The 15412-nt window shown below is 63.8% G+C and carries 17 protein-coding genes; 9 read left to right on the top strand and 8 right to left on the bottom strand.

Features of this window, described 5'->3' with window-relative positions:
• Positions 1 to 46: 46 nt before the first annotated feature.
• The 4 genes from pnp to MET49242_RS09255 all read right to left on the bottom strand — a co-directional run bounded on the left by pnp (position 47) and on the right by MET49242_RS09255 (position 3823).
• On the bottom strand, positions 47 to 2200 hold the full coding sequence (gene pnp, locus MET49242_RS09270) for a polyribonucleotide nucleotidyltransferase (RefSeq protein WP_036282520.1): 2154 nt from the start codon (positions 2198 to 2200) through the stop codon (positions 47 to 49).
• A 202-nt stretch (positions 2201 to 2402) separates the two neighbouring features.
• A complete protein-coding gene (rpsO, locus tag MET49242_RS09265; RefSeq protein ID WP_036282518.1) occupies positions 2403 to 2672 on the bottom strand; it encodes a 30S ribosomal protein S15 in 270 nt (89 codons plus the stop codon).
• A gap of 157 nt (positions 2673 to 2829) precedes the next feature.
• Entirely contained in the window at positions 2830 to 3360 is a 531-nt protein-coding gene (locus MET49242_RS09260) for a PAS domain-containing protein (protein ID WP_244430771.1), read from the bottom strand.
• The gene (locus tag MET49242_RS09255) at positions 3326 to 3823 is read right to left on the bottom strand and encodes an SRPBCC family protein (protein ID WP_036282514.1); all 498 of its coding nucleotides are present in this window, start codon (positions 3821 to 3823) and stop codon (positions 3326 to 3328) included. Before MET49242_RS09255 ends, MET49242_RS09260 begins: the two co-directional genes overlap by 35 nt.
• 224 nt (positions 3824 to 4047) lie before the next feature.
• Between MET49242_RS09255 and MET49242_RS09250 the strand changes: the two genes are divergently transcribed.
• Together MET49242_RS09250 and MET49242_RS09245 are read left to right on the top strand one after the other, a co-directional pair.
• The gene (locus MET49242_RS09250) at positions 4048 to 4854 is read left to right on the top strand and encodes a sterol desaturase family protein (RefSeq protein WP_036282512.1); all 807 of its coding nucleotides are present in this window, start codon (positions 4048 to 4050) and stop codon (positions 4852 to 4854) included.
• Positions 4855 to 4988: 134 nt separating this feature from the next.
• Entirely contained in the window at positions 4989 to 5564 is a 576-nt protein-coding gene (locus MET49242_RS09245) for a hypothetical protein (RefSeq protein WP_036282510.1), read from the top strand.
• 6 nt (positions 5565 to 5570) lie between these two features.
• Here the strand turns inward: MET49242_RS09245 and MET49242_RS09240 are convergent, their stop codons facing one another.
• The 3 genes from MET49242_RS09240 to MET49242_RS09230 all read right to left on the bottom strand — a co-directional run bounded on the left by MET49242_RS09240 (position 5571) and on the right by MET49242_RS09230 (position 8777).
• The gene (locus MET49242_RS09240; RefSeq protein ID WP_036282508.1) at positions 5571 to 7349 is read right to left on the bottom strand and encodes a sodium:solute symporter; all 1779 of its coding nucleotides are present in this window, start codon (positions 7347 to 7349) and stop codon (positions 5571 to 5573) included.
• A gap of 551 nt (positions 7350 to 7900) precedes the next feature.
• Positions 7901 to 8557, bottom strand: coding sequence for a pyridoxamine 5'-phosphate oxidase family protein (locus tag MET49242_RS09235; RefSeq protein WP_036282506.1), 657 nt, complete (start codon positions 8555 to 8557; stop codon positions 7901 to 7903).
• Positions 8558 to 8570: 13 nt separating this feature from the next.
• Positions 8571 to 8777, bottom strand: a complete 207-nt coding sequence (locus tag MET49242_RS09230; protein WP_036282504.1) for a hypothetical protein — start codon at positions 8775 to 8777, stop codon at positions 8571 to 8573.
• Positions 8778 to 8967: 190 nt separating this feature from the next.
• Between MET49242_RS09230 and MET49242_RS09225 the strand changes: the two genes are divergently transcribed.
• A complete protein-coding gene (locus tag MET49242_RS09225; protein WP_036282502.1) occupies positions 8968 to 10023 on the top strand; it encodes an RluA family pseudouridine synthase in 1056 nt (351 codons plus the stop codon).
• A 3-nt stretch (positions 10024 to 10026) separates the two neighbouring features.
• On the opposite strand, the gene MET49242_RS23300 is transcribed toward MET49242_RS09225, so the two are convergent.
• Entirely contained in the window at positions 10027 to 10818 is a 792-nt protein-coding gene (locus tag MET49242_RS23300) for a class I SAM-dependent methyltransferase (RefSeq protein ID WP_051134096.1), read from the bottom strand.
• 121 nt (positions 10819 to 10939) lie between these two features.
• Between MET49242_RS23300 and MET49242_RS09215 the strand changes: the two genes are divergently transcribed.
• The 6 genes from MET49242_RS09215 to nuoE all read left to right on the top strand — a co-directional run bounded on the left by MET49242_RS09215 (position 10940) and on the right by nuoE (position 15403).
• Entirely contained in the window at positions 10940 to 11770 is an 831-nt protein-coding gene (locus MET49242_RS09215) for an ATP12 family chaperone protein (RefSeq protein WP_036282500.1), read from the top strand.
• Between the two features lie 182 nt (positions 11771 to 11952).
• Positions 11953 to 12318, top strand: coding sequence for an NADH-quinone oxidoreductase subunit A (locus MET49242_RS09210; RefSeq protein WP_036282498.1), 366 nt, complete (start codon positions 11953 to 11955; stop codon positions 12316 to 12318).
• The gene (locus tag MET49242_RS09205; protein ID WP_036282496.1) at positions 12309 to 12893 is read left to right on the top strand and encodes an NADH-quinone oxidoreductase subunit B family protein; all 585 of its coding nucleotides are present in this window, start codon (positions 12309 to 12311) and stop codon (positions 12891 to 12893) included. The genes MET49242_RS09210 and MET49242_RS09205 overlap by 10 nt, the downstream gene beginning before the upstream one ends.
• A gap of 82 nt (positions 12894 to 12975) precedes the next feature.
• Positions 12976 to 13578, top strand: coding sequence for an NADH-quinone oxidoreductase subunit C (locus MET49242_RS09200; protein ID WP_036282494.1), 603 nt, complete (start codon positions 12976 to 12978; stop codon positions 13576 to 13578).
• A gap of 11 nt (positions 13579 to 13589) precedes the next feature.
• Entirely contained in the window at positions 13590 to 14795 is a 1206-nt protein-coding gene (locus MET49242_RS09195; RefSeq protein ID WP_036282492.1) for an NADH-quinone oxidoreductase subunit D, read from the top strand.
• Positions 14795 to 15403, top strand: a complete 609-nt coding sequence (gene nuoE, locus MET49242_RS09190) for an NADH-quinone oxidoreductase subunit NuoE (protein WP_036282490.1) — start codon at positions 14795 to 14797, stop codon at positions 15401 to 15403. Before MET49242_RS09195 ends, nuoE begins: the two co-directional genes overlap by 1 nt.
• Positions 15404 to 15412: the final 9 nt, after the last annotated feature.

Here is a 15412-nt window from a genome sequence, read left to right as displayed (position 1 = left end):
CGACAATGTCGGACGGCTCGAATATATCAGCAGTGCGCCAGCGCAATCACTCGCTGAGCGCGGCTCCGGCCTCGCGTTCGGCCTTTTCCTTGGCCTCCAGGTCTTCGCCGGTCTCCTGATCGACGGCGCGCATGGAAAGGCGCACCTTGCCGCGATCGTCGAAGCCGAGCAGCTTCACCTTCACGCGATCGCCTTCCTTCACGACGTCGGTCGTCTTCGCCACGCGCTGCTTGGAGAGCTGCGAGATATGGACGAGGCCGTCCTTGGCGCCGAAGAAGTTCACGAAGGCGCCGAAGTCGGCGGTCTTGACCACCGTGCCCTCGTAGATCATGCCGACTTCCGGATCGGAGGCGATGGACTTGATCCAGTTGATCGCCGCCTTGATCGAATTGCCGTCCGACGACGCGACCTTCACGGTGCCGTCGTCCTCGATGTTGATCTTGGCGCCGGTCTTCTCGACGATCTCGCGGATGACCTTGCCGCCCGAACCGATCACGTCGCGGATCTTGTCGGTCGGGATCTTCAGCGTCTCGATGCGCGGCGCGAATTCGCCGAGCTCCGCGCGGGAGGTGGTCAGCGCCTTTGCCATTTCGCCGAGAATGTGCAGGCGGCCGTCCTTCGCCTGGGCGAGCGCGACCTTCATGATCTCCTCGGTGATGCCGGCGATCTTGATGTCCATCTGCAGCGAGGTGACGCCGTTAGACGTGCCCGCCACCTTGAAGTCCATGTCTCCGAGGTGATCCTCGTCGCCGAGAATGTCGGAGAGCACCGCGAAGCGCTCGCCTTCGAGGATCAGGCCCATCGCGATGCCCGCCGTCGGCGCCTTCAACGGCACGCCAGCGTCCATCAGCGCCAGCGAGGTGCCGCAGACGGTGGCCATCGAGGACGAGCCGTTCGACTCGGTGATCTCGGAGACGACGCGCAGCGTATAGGGGAATTCGGCGGCGGCCGGCAGCATCGGACGGATTGCGCGCCAGGCGAGCTTGCCGTGGCCGATCTCGCGGCGGCCGGGCGAACCCATGCGGCCCGTCTCGCCGACGGAATAGGGCGGGAAGTTGTAATGGAGCAGGAAGCGCTCCTTGTAGGTGCCCTCGAGCGAATCGACGAATTGTTCGTCCTCGCCCGTGCCGAGCGTCGCGACGACCAGCGCCTGCGTCTCGCCGCGCGTGAAAAGCGCCGAGCCATGGGTGCGGGGCAACACGCCGACTTCGGCGACGATCGGGCGCACGGTCTTCACGTCGCGGCCGTCGATGCGGATGCCCGTGTCGAGAATGTTCCAGCGGACGACCTTGGCCTGCAGCTCCTTGAAGACCTCGCCGACCTGCTCCTTGGTGAAGGCCGGCTCGGAGCCTTCGGGGAAGAGCTCGGTCATCACCTTGGCCTTCACCGCGTCGACGGCGGCGTAGCGCTCCTGCTTGACCGTATGCTTGTAGGCCTCGCGCAGATCGGCTTCGGCGATGCGGGCCACGGCCTCGGCGACATGCGCGAGGTCGGGAACGATCAGGTCGCGCGGGTCCTTGGCGGCGCGCTCGGCGAGGCGGATGATCGCGTCGATCACCGGCTGGAAGCCGCGGTGGCCGGTCATGACCGCCTCGAGCATCGTCTCCTCGGAGAGCTCCTTGGCTTCCGATTCGACCATAAGCACCGCGTCCGAGGTGCCGGCGACGACGAGGTCGAGGTCGGAGAGCTTCATCTCCTCGATCGTCGGATTGAGCTTGAGCTGTCCATTGATATAGCCGACGCGCGCGCCGCCGACGGGCCCCATGAAGGGCACGCCCGAGAGCGTCAGCGCAGCGGAAGCCGCGACCATGGCGAGAATGTCCGGGTCGTTCTCGAGGTCATGCGACAGCACGGTGACGATCACTTGGGTGTCGCAACGGTAGCCGTCCGGGAAGAGCGGGCGGATCGGGCGGTCGATCAGGCGGGAGACCAGCGTCTCGCGCTCGGAGGGACGTCCCTCGCGCTTGAAATAGCCGCCCGGAATGCGGCCGGCGGCGAAGGCCTTTTCCTGATAATTGACGGTGAGCGGGAAGAAGTCCTGACCGGGCTTCGGGGCCTTGGCGGAGACGACGGTGGCGAGGACGGTGGTCTCGCCCCAGCTCGCCATCACGGCGCCGTCGGCCTGCCGCGCGACCTTGCCGGTCTCGAGGACGAGCTTGCGCCCGGCCCAGTCGAGTTCTTCACGGTGAACTTGGAACATGTGCTGTCTTTCTCTGGTGAACGCCAACGGTTCGTCATGAGCAAGACGGCGAGAAGCTGCTGGAAATTTCTTTAAGCATCCACGCAGCGTCCGGCGATCCTGCCATGACTTGAGCGCTGGTTTTCGATCTCGAGCGCCGCATGAGGGCGCTCCATAAGGACGAAAGCGGCGCATTTCGCGGCGCCGCTTTCGAAAGCTTCGGTCAGCGACGGATGCCGAGCCGCTCGATTAGGGTCTTGTAACGCGCCTCGTCCCGCTTCTTCACGTAGTCGAGAAGCTGGCGGCGCTGGGAGACCAGCTTCAGCAGGCCGCGACGCGAGTGGTTGTCCTTCACATGCGTCTTGAAGTGCTCGGTGAGGTTGGCGATGCGCTCCGTGAGGATCGCGACCTGAACCTCGGGCGAGCCCGTGTCGTCGGCCTTGGTGGAATATTCCTTGATGAGCGCCTGCTTGCGCTCGGCTGTGATCGACATCCGGCTTTTCCTTGTGTCCGGGAGTTGCCCGCGGCGGGCGGCCTTGGCCGGGATGTCGTCCAGCGAGGTCGCCTCAAAGCGGCGCCGCCCGGCTGAGCCGGGCGTGCGGATGGCCTTATAGCAGAAAAACCGGCGAAGGATAGAGGCGATGGTCTGCTCAAGCCTCTTCCAGCACCTTCAGGCGGCTACCCAGCCGGTTGATCTCTTCTTCCGCCCGGACCAACTCGGTCACGTCATACTGAACGCCAAGATAATATATCACATTTCCTTTGTTATCGAGTAGTGGCGTTATATTAAGTTTATTGAAAAACAACTCCCCATTCTTCTTGTAATTTCTGAGCGTCACTTCGACCTTCTCGTGTTTCGAGAGCGCTTCGCGCAAGATCCCGATTCCCTCCTGATCGCTGTCCTGTCCTTGCAGAAAGCGGCAATTCCTGCCGATGATCTCCTCCTGCGAGTAGCCGGTCATGTCCTCGAAAGCCTTGTTGGCGTAAACGATGGGCGCATCCTCCATATCGGGATCCGCGAGCGTGGCGCCGTTGACGCAGGAGTCCAGAATCTGGGTCAGGATCGCCGGGATGATCCCGTTGTCTTTTTGAACGACAAACATGTTTCCTCCGTTGCCTTTTCCGATCTTCGCCTCGCAAGGATCGTCATGTTGCGTCCGCAGCTTGCGACTCGCCTTCAAGAATGCGCTTGAGGTTTTCCACTGTCTGCTCGGCTCCATCCTGCAGCGTAGCGCGGATGAGTTTGGCGAAAGGCCTCATTGAAAGCTCGAGATCACACATCTCGAACTCGAACGTCACCCTGGTGTCCTCTGTCGGCGTCGCGTCGAATTGATAGGAGGAGCGGAATGGCTCGGACCGCCCTTCCAGGGTCAGGCGGCGGGGCTCTTCAACGTCGACGATTTCGAACGTGGATTCGCTCCTTATGCCCCTTTCGAGCGTGACTTGCCGGGCTTTCACGCCCGGATAAACCGGCGCCTTGCCGCTCGGATCCAGTTCGATGACCTGCGGACACCAGCGCTGGTAATTGAGGAAGAAGTCTCGCACGACGAAACCATATGCCGAGTCGATCGAACGCGAGATGACGGCGGTGGCCGCTCCGCGCACAGCCGCGGGTTTTCCCACCTTCAAGGACAGTCCCAGCATGCAACGTCCCTCTATCGCAAAAATTGATCGAACAATTCTCACGTTAAGCGTCATGCCCCCATCGGCAAGGACCAATTCGCCGCTCGTCCGGGAGTGTCCGTACATTGGCGAGAAATGACCGCTTGGCCCGGTTGATCGGAAAGCAGCTTTCGCCAAGTCTTGCTTACAGGTTCTAAAGGCGGGGTCGGGTCCACTGATCCGGAAACGAAATGGCGAGGTTGACAATGAGCACTTTGCCCCAGATCGAAAACATCCTGCTGCTAGCTGTGTTTTGTCTGTTCGCGTCGCTGCTCGTGCTGGAAAAGAAGCGTCCCTACGTCAAGCACGCAGGGGCGGGGCTGAAGGCATCGTTTTCGACCAATGCGTCGGCGTTCATTGTGAACAATATCATCATGAACGCCCTGTCAGTGTCGAGCCTGCTGCTTGTGGCCGGGAGATATTCGCACTTCGGTTTGCTGGGCGGCATGTCGGATGGCCCGCTGAAATGGGTCTTGAGCTTCGTTCTTTTCGATTTCGTCGTCTACGTATGGCATCTGCTCGGCCACAAATATGAGTCGCTATGGCTGTTCCACAAGATTCACCACAGCGACAAGAGCTTCCACGTCACGACGGGCCTGCGTTTTCACGTTTTCGACCAGCTGCTGGAAGTGATCGTGAAATGCGTGTGTGCGGTGGCCATCGGCGTCGAGGCGCATGTGGTGGTCGTATGCGAAATAGCGCGCATGTTCTTTGTGCTGTTCCACCACGCGAACATTACGATTCCCGGAGAAAAATGGCTGTCCTACTTCATCATTACGCCGTCCCTGCACCGCGCCCATCACTCGACGCTGCGTAGCGAGCATGACAGCAATTACGGCATCGTCCTCGCTATATGGGACATTCTCTTCGGCACGCGGAAGGAGATCGTCCCGAAGTCCATCGGCCTCGAACTGATCGAAGCGGACAATCTTCTGCAGTTGTTCAGCCTCGCCTTCCTCACCGAGCGGCGTCTTGCTCGCGTCATTCACCTGCTGCCGAGAAAACGAGGCTGACGCCGCCCGCGATGTGATCCATCGCAAAGACCACGACGAAAGACGTCCCCAATGTTGTCGCCGGACGCCTGATCGGGCGTCCGGCCAAGACAGGGTGACTATCCGTGAGAACAGTTTTGAGTAGCAGCTCGCTGATGACCGGCTTTATGTTTCTCGCGCCATTTGCGGCTCTGGCGCAGGGCGCGACTTCCGCCTACACGAAGATCGACGTGCGCCGCGACTGTCGGCGCTCCCCCGGCAATGTCGTCGAGGATTATGGCGAGTGGCGCTGCAAAGGCTATGCCGGCGCGCCCATATGGCTCGCCGCCGGGGACCAGCGCATGTTCGTGAGTTTTGGCCGAAAGGCGAAGGATGAGCCCGCCGCAGAGCAGACGCTCGCGCCCTTCAACGACTTTTACAAGGGCGCGATCGAATGGCGGCTGGACAAGCGCGGCGGCAAGCCCTTCGCGGCGATCATGCGCTGGAACGTGAAGACCATCCCTGATCGGGAAAGCCTGAAAGTGAGCGGCAGAGTCCTGGTCGTCACCCGCCTGCTGCCGGGGCCGGTGTGCCATGTCGGCTATGTCGATGCGGTCGCGAACCCCGACGCCAATGAACTCGCGCGCGAGATCGCCGACAAACATGCGCGAAGCTTCGACTGCGGCAGGGACAAGCCTCTGGTTTTCGGCAAGGTTACGCCGGGAGAAAGTTTCGTGAATACAGATCGCTGAGGCCTGTCAGGCGCCCTTGTCCGGCGCCATGACCTGTCCGTCGCCGCGCAGGACGCGCCTGATGAACTCCCGGGCTCCGGGCTTTTCGGGCTCGGTGGACAGGCCGGAAACAACGCCCATGGCGAGGCCCAGCGTCGCGCCGGCGAGCGCCGCGAGCGCATAGATTTCCACGCGCCGCGCCGCAGCGGCCGCCGCGAGCGCCGCAACGAGGCCAATCACGCCGCCGATCAGCGCCACGAGCGCCTCGCGGTCGCCGGCGCGGGGCCAGAAGGCCATGGCCACGGCGGGAGCTACACATGCGGCCGAAATCGACAGCGCGAGCGAAACCAATACGCTCGGCGAGACGATATGCGTCGCGCCGACCACATATCCCAAGGCCGAAACGACGATCAGAACCAGCCTTGTAATGGCGAGCCGCCGGCTCGTGAGGTCGATCTCTCCGCGCAGGCGATAGAGCGCGTCATGCCCGACCGCTGTGGCGCAGGTTTGGAGCCCCGTGGCGGCGAGCGCCAGTCCCAATGCGATCAGCCCCGAGGCGAGCAGGCCGGCGGCCGCCGCGCCCAGCCCGGACGCGCCGGGCAGCGCGCCGAGCAAATAGACGCCCTCCATCGGGCGGACGTCGGCGGCGTTCAGCGGCGCGCCCGGCGCGAGGCCTTGCGCGACACAGGCGCGCTGCGCCTCGGAAGGATTGCGGACAGTGGCTCCGCAGATCTCGACAAGGCCGCGCTTGCTGGCGGCGTAAACCGGCGGCGGCAATCGCTCGGGCGGCTGGCCGGCCGTCGCGCCGGCGAATTCGATGGCCGAGGCGGCGACGGCGCCCCCGACCATCAGCGCGAAGAAAATGCTCCAGCCGAACGTCGCAAACCCGGAGCGGCGGGCCGCGGCGAGGTCGTTCGTCGTGACGGCGGGCGCGAGGGTGGGGGCGAGCGTCGCGACGCCGAGCGCGACGGCGATGGTGGCGCCGATTTCAATGAGGAGATTCATCGGCGCGGGCACGATCCGCCAGGCGGAAAGAAGCTCGGCCGCCTCCCGCCAGCCCGGCCCGCCGCCGAGAATGTTCACGGGGAGTTCCCCCCGGACGCCGAGCGCAAAGAGCGGCAAGCCGAGGCCGAAAAGCGCGACGCCCCCCGCCGCGGCCGCGGTCCATATGGCGCCGGCGAGGCCGCCGGGCCCCGCGATGACGAGCGTCGCCGCGGCGATGGCGAAGGCCGCGAAGGTCCGGCCCGCGCCGGTGAGGTCCACGAGTGCGTCTACCGCGATCAGCCCGCCCGCGATGGCGAGCAGGCCGGAGGAAAGCGCCACCGCGGCGATGACTCCGAACCTTGGCGCCGCGCTCGGAAAACGCGCCGCGAGAAGGCCGGAGATGGAGAAGGCCCCGGTCTTGCGCAGGAGCGGGCCGAGATAAAAGGCGGCCGTCGCAAGGCCGAGAAAAACGCCGCCCACGACGCCGAGCGTCCAGGATCGGCCGGCAAGACGCGTCGCAAAGGGCGTGACCATGGCGATGACGATCGCCGCATTGGCGAAGCCGGAATAGGCCGCCGGGACCGCGCGTCCCGCCGCGTAATAGACCGAGACGCGCATGGAATGGAGCAGGAAGCCCAGCGCAGCCAGCGCGACGATCGTGAACCAGGGCGGTGCCGCCCCGACGAAACGCTCCGGCGCGCCGACCCGGTCGAGCAGCGCGGCAAAGCCATAGGCGAGGAGAAAGCTGGCGGACACGAAGGTGATGCGCGCGTCCAGATTGGCCCGGTCGAACAGGGCGGCTTCGCTGGGACGGTCGCTCATCTTTGGCCTCGCGGGATGGATATTGGGAAGTTTAACGGAGGCGGGGGCGCCTTCCAAGCGGCTGTCGCCGGGCGGACAAGGAACCGCCGACGGCTTCTTCACGGTGAAACGGGAAGCATGGCCGGTCCGCGCGACGTTATCGTTCCGCGCTGGTCCGATTTTGGATTTCGTTGAGCGACATTGTCACGGACGCGAGGTCCTTTCCTTGGTTGAAATGTGGCCAGAACTCCACGGTCCCCGAAATCATGTCTCCATCAGCACCAATGGCGCAGCGGGCGGCCGGAGAATAAACGAAGCACAGGACGTCGCCATGAACTATAAAATTGCAATCATTGTTCTGGGTGTTGCGCTATTTGTCGGCGCAATGATCCCCTATGCCTACAAGCCACGATGCGCACCACCTGAGTGCACGCCGACCGCTCCCTACTAGACTTCGGACGCATCGAATTTCAGTCCGGAGCGGCGGCGGCAAAGGCTATGCGTCAGCCGTGTCCGATCAGGCTCAGTCTGGAACTCGGCCCCGAGCGCGGCTCCGCTGAAGGAGGCGCGTTTCAGCCTTCCCCTCGCTGCACCATTCCGGCGTAGGCGTCCATGTCGACCACCCCGCCAGCCTCTCCGACCCGCGCCCGGTCCTCCGGGCGGAGCGCCTCCTGCGCGATGTCGAGCCGCTTCCACCCGGGCAGCGGGGAAGCGCCGGTCGCGTCGGGGATGTATTTGGAGTCGGAAAGTTTCCGATGCGGATGGATGTAGCGCGGGCAATTGACCCAGATCGACTCGACCTGCACCTCGATCAGAAACTGCGCGCCGGGATATTGCGATGCGGAGTCCGGACTCCGCAGGATTTTCGCCTCGCCCTGAACGCGCAGGCGGTTCGGCGTCGCGAAGTCGATGAACAGCAGCCCGACCTTCCCGTTTTCCGCGATGTTGCCGGCGGAGTAGAACATGCCGTTGCCGTCGAACCACGGAAAGACGAGCGACTTCGGCCCGGTCACCCGCACGAAGCCCGGCGCGCCGCCCTTGTATGAGACGGTGGGCCGGCCCGCCGTATCGACGCTGGCGAGGAAAAACATGTCCCGCGACTGCAGGAACTCGACTTCGTGGGGGGCGAATTCGGCGTGCATCACCCCGCCCTCCATGAGATCGGCGAGGCGGCGCGAGTCGAAGGCGTCCTGAAGCTCGCGATGGGCGGGGCCGTAGTAGTTTGACATGCTTACTCCCTGTTCAGGAATTCGACCCGCGCCAGAAGATCGCGGCGAGCAGCCCTGTGAAGGCGCCCAGGGGGCCGGTCACGAAAGCGGCGGTCATGACGGCCTCGAGGCTTTTGTCATGCCGGTTGCCGGAAAAGATTTCGACCAGGACAGCGCCGACAAAGGCGCCGGAGGCATATCCGGCGACGAGAGCCGCAAGGGCTGCGAAAACTTTTCGCACAGGGCCTCACTTTACTCCGGATGACGAACGCTTGATCGGGCGGCGCTTCGGGGCGCGCGCCTCAACATGCCCCGCCGCCGCAGCGCTCGCAATCGAAGCCGTAACGGGGGCCATCGACAAAGGGGCGGGCTTTGGTTCATAAGGCCGAAATGCCGTTTCTTCTCCCCTTTCCGCAACCGCGAGGCGGCCGATGAGCGCGCCCGAGGCCAAAAGCGGCGTCTCCACTACGACCGTCACGGAGGACGAGGCGGGGATGCGCGTCGACCGCTGGTTCAAGCGGCGATATCCGACTCTCGCGCTGTCCCATCTCGCGAAGATTTGCCGGAAAGGCGAGGTCCGCGTCGACGGCAAGCGCGTGGAGACCTCGACGCGGCTCGAAGAAGGCCAGAAGGTTCGCGTGCCGCCGCTCAGGATAGAGGCGCCCGAGGCGCCGGCGGTGAAACGCGCCTCGCCCGAGGACGCGCAGGCGCTCAAGGCCATGACGCTCTTCGAGGACAAGGACGTGCTGGTCCTCAACAAACCCTGGGGGCTGGCGACGCAGGGCGGCTCGGGCCAAAAGCGCCATGTCGACGGCATGCTGGAGTCGCTCGCCAGGGGCGATTCGCGCCCCGTGCTGGTCCATCGCCTCGACCGCGACACATCAGGCGTGCTGCTGGTCGCCAAGACCCGGCGCATGGCGGCCGACCTCGGCGAAATCTTCCGCTCCCGGCAGGCAAAAAAGATATATTGGGCGCTCGTCGAAGGCGTGCCCAAGCCCGCACAGGGCAGGGTGTCGCTCTATCTCGCCAAGGGCGCCGGGATGGAGAAGGCCCGGGGCGGAGGCCGCGACCTCGAAAAAATGCGGGTCGCCAAGCATGGCGAAGCCGACGCCCAGCATTCGCTGACCTATTACGCAATCGTCGACAAGGTCGCGCCGCGCTGCGCCTGGCTGTCGATGAAGCCGCTCACCGGCCGCACCCACCAGCTGCGCGCCCACGCCGAGGCGATCGGCCATCCGATCTTCGGCGACCCGAAATATGGGCGCCGGCCCGAGGATGACGTGCGCCGCCGCGACCCCCTAAGGGCCATGCCCGACGGGTTGGAGCGCAAGCTTCACCTTCTCGCCCGGCGACTCGTTCTGCCGCATCCCAGGGGCGGGACGCTGGACGTCACCGCGCCGCTGCCGCCTCACATGCAAAAGAGCTGGGAGCTGTTCGGCTTCGACGTGAAGCAATACGACCCGATCGAGGACGCGCCGGACGCGTAAGCCTCACGCGCCCTGTTTCGCCGCCGGCGGGACCATAAGATGATGGCGGGGAAGCTGCCGGCGCTTGCGGACAGCCGCGATCGAGTCGAAGAACTGCACGCTTTCGATGTCCGTCATATGTTCGGGCGTATTAAGACCGGGCGCCAGGTAGTGCCTGTGCATCTCGTCGACTTTTTCCTTCAGGAACTCGATGGCCGTCCCGGGCCTTCCGAGCCCGCCCTGATATGGCGGCCAATAGGCCGTGCACATATCTTCGATAAGATAAAGCCCGCCCTCGTTAAGCAATGGAAACAATATGTTGTAGCTGGCGCGCTGATGGGTCGCGACATGCGAACCGTCGTCGAGCACGACGTCGATCCCGCCCATTTCCGCAACGACCTTCTCCAGAAAGGTCGCGTCGTCCTGCGAGCCGATTCTCACGGCGGCGTCGGCGCTGTCGAGCGCCGCGCATTCTGGATTGACGTCGACGCCGAATATGACGGCTTTTTCGCCGAAAAAGCGTCGCCACAGGGCAAGCGAACCGCCCTTGTTCACGCCGATTTCCAGCATTCTCACCGCCGTTCCCACGAAGGGTTGCAGCAACTGGTCGTAAATGGCGAAATAATGCAGCCACTTGTGAGCGACGCGATCTTCATTGGCGAAGAACAGATCGGCGAAGCGACCGCGGTAAAGCTCACGAAATCTTTCGGGTTCGGTAACGTAAAAATCAAGCGGATGCGCTGTCGTCCATGCCGGGCTTCTCGCGTCGTCCGTCTGCTTCGGCTTCTGATTCTCATCCATATTTTGAACTTTCATGCCCGGAGCGCCGCAGATGGGGGCAACACCGTGCCGCAAGCGCAGATAGAGGAAAATCAGTTTTTTGGCTTCAACGGCGGATTCCTTGACGGTCCCGTCGTTATCGACGAGAAGCGGAAAAATGAGCGACGAACCAAAAAAGCCCCGCGAGGAGAGCGACCTCGCTTCGCAGTTCTTCGTTGAGGCGGCCGAGCGCGCCTATGTCAGCGCCCAACGCGATTCGGCGGGCGCGTCGGGCCCCAGGCGATTTTACAAGACGGTCTCCGTCGGGGAGGCCGAAGGCGGCTACAGCGTCCTTCTCGACGGCCGCCCCGTCAACACGCCGGCGAGGCGGCGCGTCGTCGTCCCGCCGCGGGAGCTCGCCGAAGCCATGGCCGCCGAATGGGCGGAGCAGGGGGAGACGATCAACCCCGCCACCATGCCTCTGACGAAGCTCGTTAATTCCACAATCGACGGCGTCGCCCGGCAAATGGCCGAGGTTGAGTCGGAGCTCGTCAAATACGCAGGCTCCGACCTGATCTGCTACCGCGCAGGCGAGCCCGAGAGCCTTGTCGCCGCGCAATCGGCGGCCTGGGACCCGCTCCTCGCCTTCGCGCGCGACAGGCTCGGGGCGAGGCTGTCGCTGGCGGAAGGGGTGATGTTCGCGGCCCAGAGCGAGGCGGCGCTGGCCGCGATCGCCGCCGCGGTGCGGGGATATGTCGGCGAGGGGCCCTCGGCGCCGTTCCGGCTGTCCTCCCTGCATGTCATGACGACGCTGACCGGCTCGCTGATGGTGGGAATCGCCACGGCGTTGGGCGAGTTGAAAGTAGACGACGCCTGGGCCGCAGCCCATGTGGACGAGGACTTCCAGATGCGCGCCTGGGGCGCCGACGCCGAGGCGCTCGCCCGGCGCGAGGCGCGCTTAGTGGAGATGCGCGCGGCGGCCTTCCTTTCCGAAACCGTCAACAAATAGGGCGGCGCGGCGCCCTGTTAAGCGCCACTGCGACGATTTCGCTCATAAGGCGGGACATCGCGCGCTTGTCTCTTGCTTTGCACAAGGGGCTTTGTTACGGAACGCGCGGCTTGGAGCCTTTCCAAGGAAATGGCTCCCGCGAATGCGGCCTTCGCCCCGCTGCAATCGACCGGACACGACCCATGCCGATGCTGCTCGAACAATATCTGCCGCTGGTGATCTTCATCGCGCTCTCCGCGATCATCGCTGGCGCCCTGCTCGTCGCGCCCTTCCTGTTCGCCTTCAAGGCGCCGGACCCCGAGAAGCTCTCGGCCTATGAGTGCGGCTTCAATCCGTTCAATGATTCGCGCATGAAATTCGACGTGCGATTCTATCTCGTGTCGCTGCTATTCATCGTGTTCGATCTGGAAGTGGCCTTCCTCTTTCCCTGGGCCGTCGCATTTAAGGAGGCTGGAGCCTTCGGCTTCTGGTCGATGATGGTTTTCCTCGGCGTGCTGACCGTCGGCTTCGTCTACGAGTGGCGCAAGGGAGCGCTGGAATGGGATTGATCACCAATCAGGGCGGCGCGCTCGTCGCCCCGCAGCCCAAGGGCCTCATCGATCCGCGCACCGGCAAGCCGGTGGGATCGGACGACCCTTTCTTTCTTCAGATCAACGAAGAGCTGGCCGACAAGGGCTTCTTCGTCACCGCGACGGACGACGTCATCAACTGGGCGCGCACCGGGTCGCTCATGTGGATGACATTCGGCCTCGCCTGCTGTGCGGTCGAGATGATTCAGGCGGCTATGCCCCGTTACGATCTCGAGCGCTTCGGCTTCGCGCCGCGCGCCTCGCCGCGCCAGTCGGACTGCATCATCATCGCCGGCACGCTGACCAACAAGATGGCGCCGGCGCTGCGCAAGGTCTATGACCAGATGCCGGAGCCCCGCTACGTCATCTCCATGGGCTCCTGCGCCAATGGCGGCGGCTACTACCATTATTCCTATTCCGTGGTGCGCGGGTGCGACCGCATCATCCCGGTCGACGTCTATGTGCCGGGCTGTCCGCCGTCGGCCGAGGCGCTCGTCTACGGCATGCTGCTGTTGCAGAAGAAGATCCGGCGCACGGGGACGATCGAGCGCTAGCGCGTTCTCCGCTCGCGTCGCGGGCGGGAAACGCGAGGGAAAATTGACGCGAAGCAAAAAGCTTCTTGCGAAGGGACTGGCAATGGTTGGGGAATTCGAGGCGCTGGGCGCGCGGATCAGCGACGCTCTTCCCGGCGCGGTGACGAATGTGAACGTCGCCTATGGCGAACTCACGCTCACCGTGGCGCGCGATCGCTGGCTCGATGTCGCGACCTTTCTGCGCGATGACGCCGAATGTCTGTTCGTCAACGTGATCGACGTGACGGCGGCGGATTATCCCGAGCGCGAGGAGCGCTTCGAGGTCGTCGCGCATCTTCAGTCGCCGAAGCACAACCGCCGCATCCGCATCAAGACGCCGGCCTCGGAGGAGACTCCGGTGGCTTCGCTTGTCCCGCTCTTTCCGGGAGCCGACTGGTACGAGCGCGAGACATATGATCTCTTCGGCGTCATTTTCTCTGGCCATCCGGATCTGCGCCGCATCATGACCGACTATGGCTTCGACGGGCATCCGCTGCGCAAGGATTTCCCGATGACCGGTTTCGTCGAGGTGCGCTACGACGACGAGCAGAAGCGCGTGGTCTATGAGCCTGTGCGACTGACGCAGGAATATCGCAACTTTGATTTCCTCTCGCCGTGGGAGGCCGTCCAATACGACCTTCCCGGCGACGAGAAGGCGAGCAAGTGAGCGCCTCAACGATGACTGAACAGCCCGCGGCCCCGCAGGGTCAACGCAACTTCAACATCAACTTCGGTCCGCAGCATCCTGCGGCGCATGGCGTTTTGCGCCTTATTCTCGAACTCGACGGCGAAGTCGTCGAGCGCGTCGATCCGCATGTCGGCTTCCTGCATCGCGGCACCGAGAAGCTGATGGAGTCGCGCACCTATCTGCAGAACGTGCCTTACTTCGACCGGCTCGACTATTGCGCGCCGATGAATCAGGAGCACGCCTTCTGTCTCGCGATCGAGCGCCTGCTCGATGTGGAGGTTCCGCGCCGCGGTCAGCTCATCCGCGTGCTCTACGCCGAAATCGGCCGCCTGCTGTCGCATCTCCTGAATGTCACCTCGCAGGCGATGGACGTCGGCGCGCTCACCCCGCCGCTGTGGGGTTACGAAGAGCGCGAAAAGCTTATGGTGTTTTACGAGCGCGCCTGCGGCGCCCGCATGCACGCCAATTATTTCCGTCCCGGCGGCGTGGCGCGCGATCTGCCCGACCAGCTTGTCGAGGACATCGGCGCCTTCTGCGACCCGTTCCTGAAAGTCGTCGACGATCTCGATGAACTCTTCATCGGGAACCGGATCTTCAAGCAGCGAAACGTCGACATCGGCGTGATTTCGCTCGAGGACGCCTGGAAATGGGGTTTCTCCGGCGTGATGGTGCGCGGCTCCGGCGCGGCCTGGGATCTGCGAAAGGCGCAGCCCTATGAGTGCTACGAGGAAATGGAGTTCGACATCCCCGTCGGAAAACATGGCGACTGCTACGACCGCGCCGTGATCCGCATGGAGGAGATGCGCCAGTCGACGTACATCATGAAGCAGTGCGTCGAAAAGCTGATGCGCGCTGACGGCCGCGGCCCGGTGCTGACGCCGAACCACAAGATCACGCAGCCGTCGCGTCAGGAGATGAAGCGCTCGATGGAAGCGCTCATCCATCACTTCAAGCTCTTCACCGAGGGCTTCCACGTCCCGGCCGGCGAAGTCTATGCGGCGGTCGAGGCGCCGAAGGGCGAATTCGGCGTCTATCTCGTATCCGACGGCGGCGACAAGCCATATCGCTGCAAGATCCGCGCGCCGGGCTTCGTGCATCTGTCGGCCATGGATTTCCTGTGCAAGGGCCACATGCTCGCCGACGTCTCGGCGATCCTTGGTTCGCTCGATATCGTCTTCGGGGAGGTCGATCGCTAATGTCCGTCCGTCGTCTCGCCGAGAACCAGCCAGGGAGCTTCGAGTTCACAGCCGAAAACAAGGCGTGGCTCGAAAAGCAGATCGCCAAATATCCCGATGGCCGACAGGCCTCCGCGGTCGTGCCAGCCCTGTGGCAGGCGCAGAAGCAAAACAATTACTGGCTGCCGCAGAAGGCGATCGAGAAGGTCGCAGAGACGCTCGGCATGCCGAAGATCCGCGTCCTCGAGGTCGCGACCTTCTACACCATGTTCAATCTCGAACCGGTGGGGAAGTATTACATCCAGCTTTGCGGCACGACGCCCTGCATGCTGTGCGGCTCCGACGATCTCATCAAGGTGCTGGAGCGTCGCGTCGGCCCGCAGCGCAAGGTGACGGCTGACGGCATGTTCTCCTGGCTCGAGGTCGAATGTCTCGGCGCCTGCTGCAACGCGCCGATGGTGCAGATCAACGACGACTATTACGAAGACCTGACCGCCGAGAATTTCGAGAAGCTTCTCGACGATCTCGCCGCCGGCCGTCCGGTGAAGACCGGCTCGCAGAAGGGCCGCGTTTCATCGGAGCCCGAGGGCGGGCTCACGAGCCTCACCTCGCTCTACGGCCAGAAGTAAGCGGAGGGA

The organism is Methylocystis sp. ATCC 49242 (genome assembly GCF_000188155.2).
Lineage (GTDB): Bacteria > Pseudomonadota > Alphaproteobacteria > Rhizobiales > Beijerinckiaceae > Methylocystis.
This window is presented reverse-complemented; position numbering and strand designations above follow the sequence as displayed.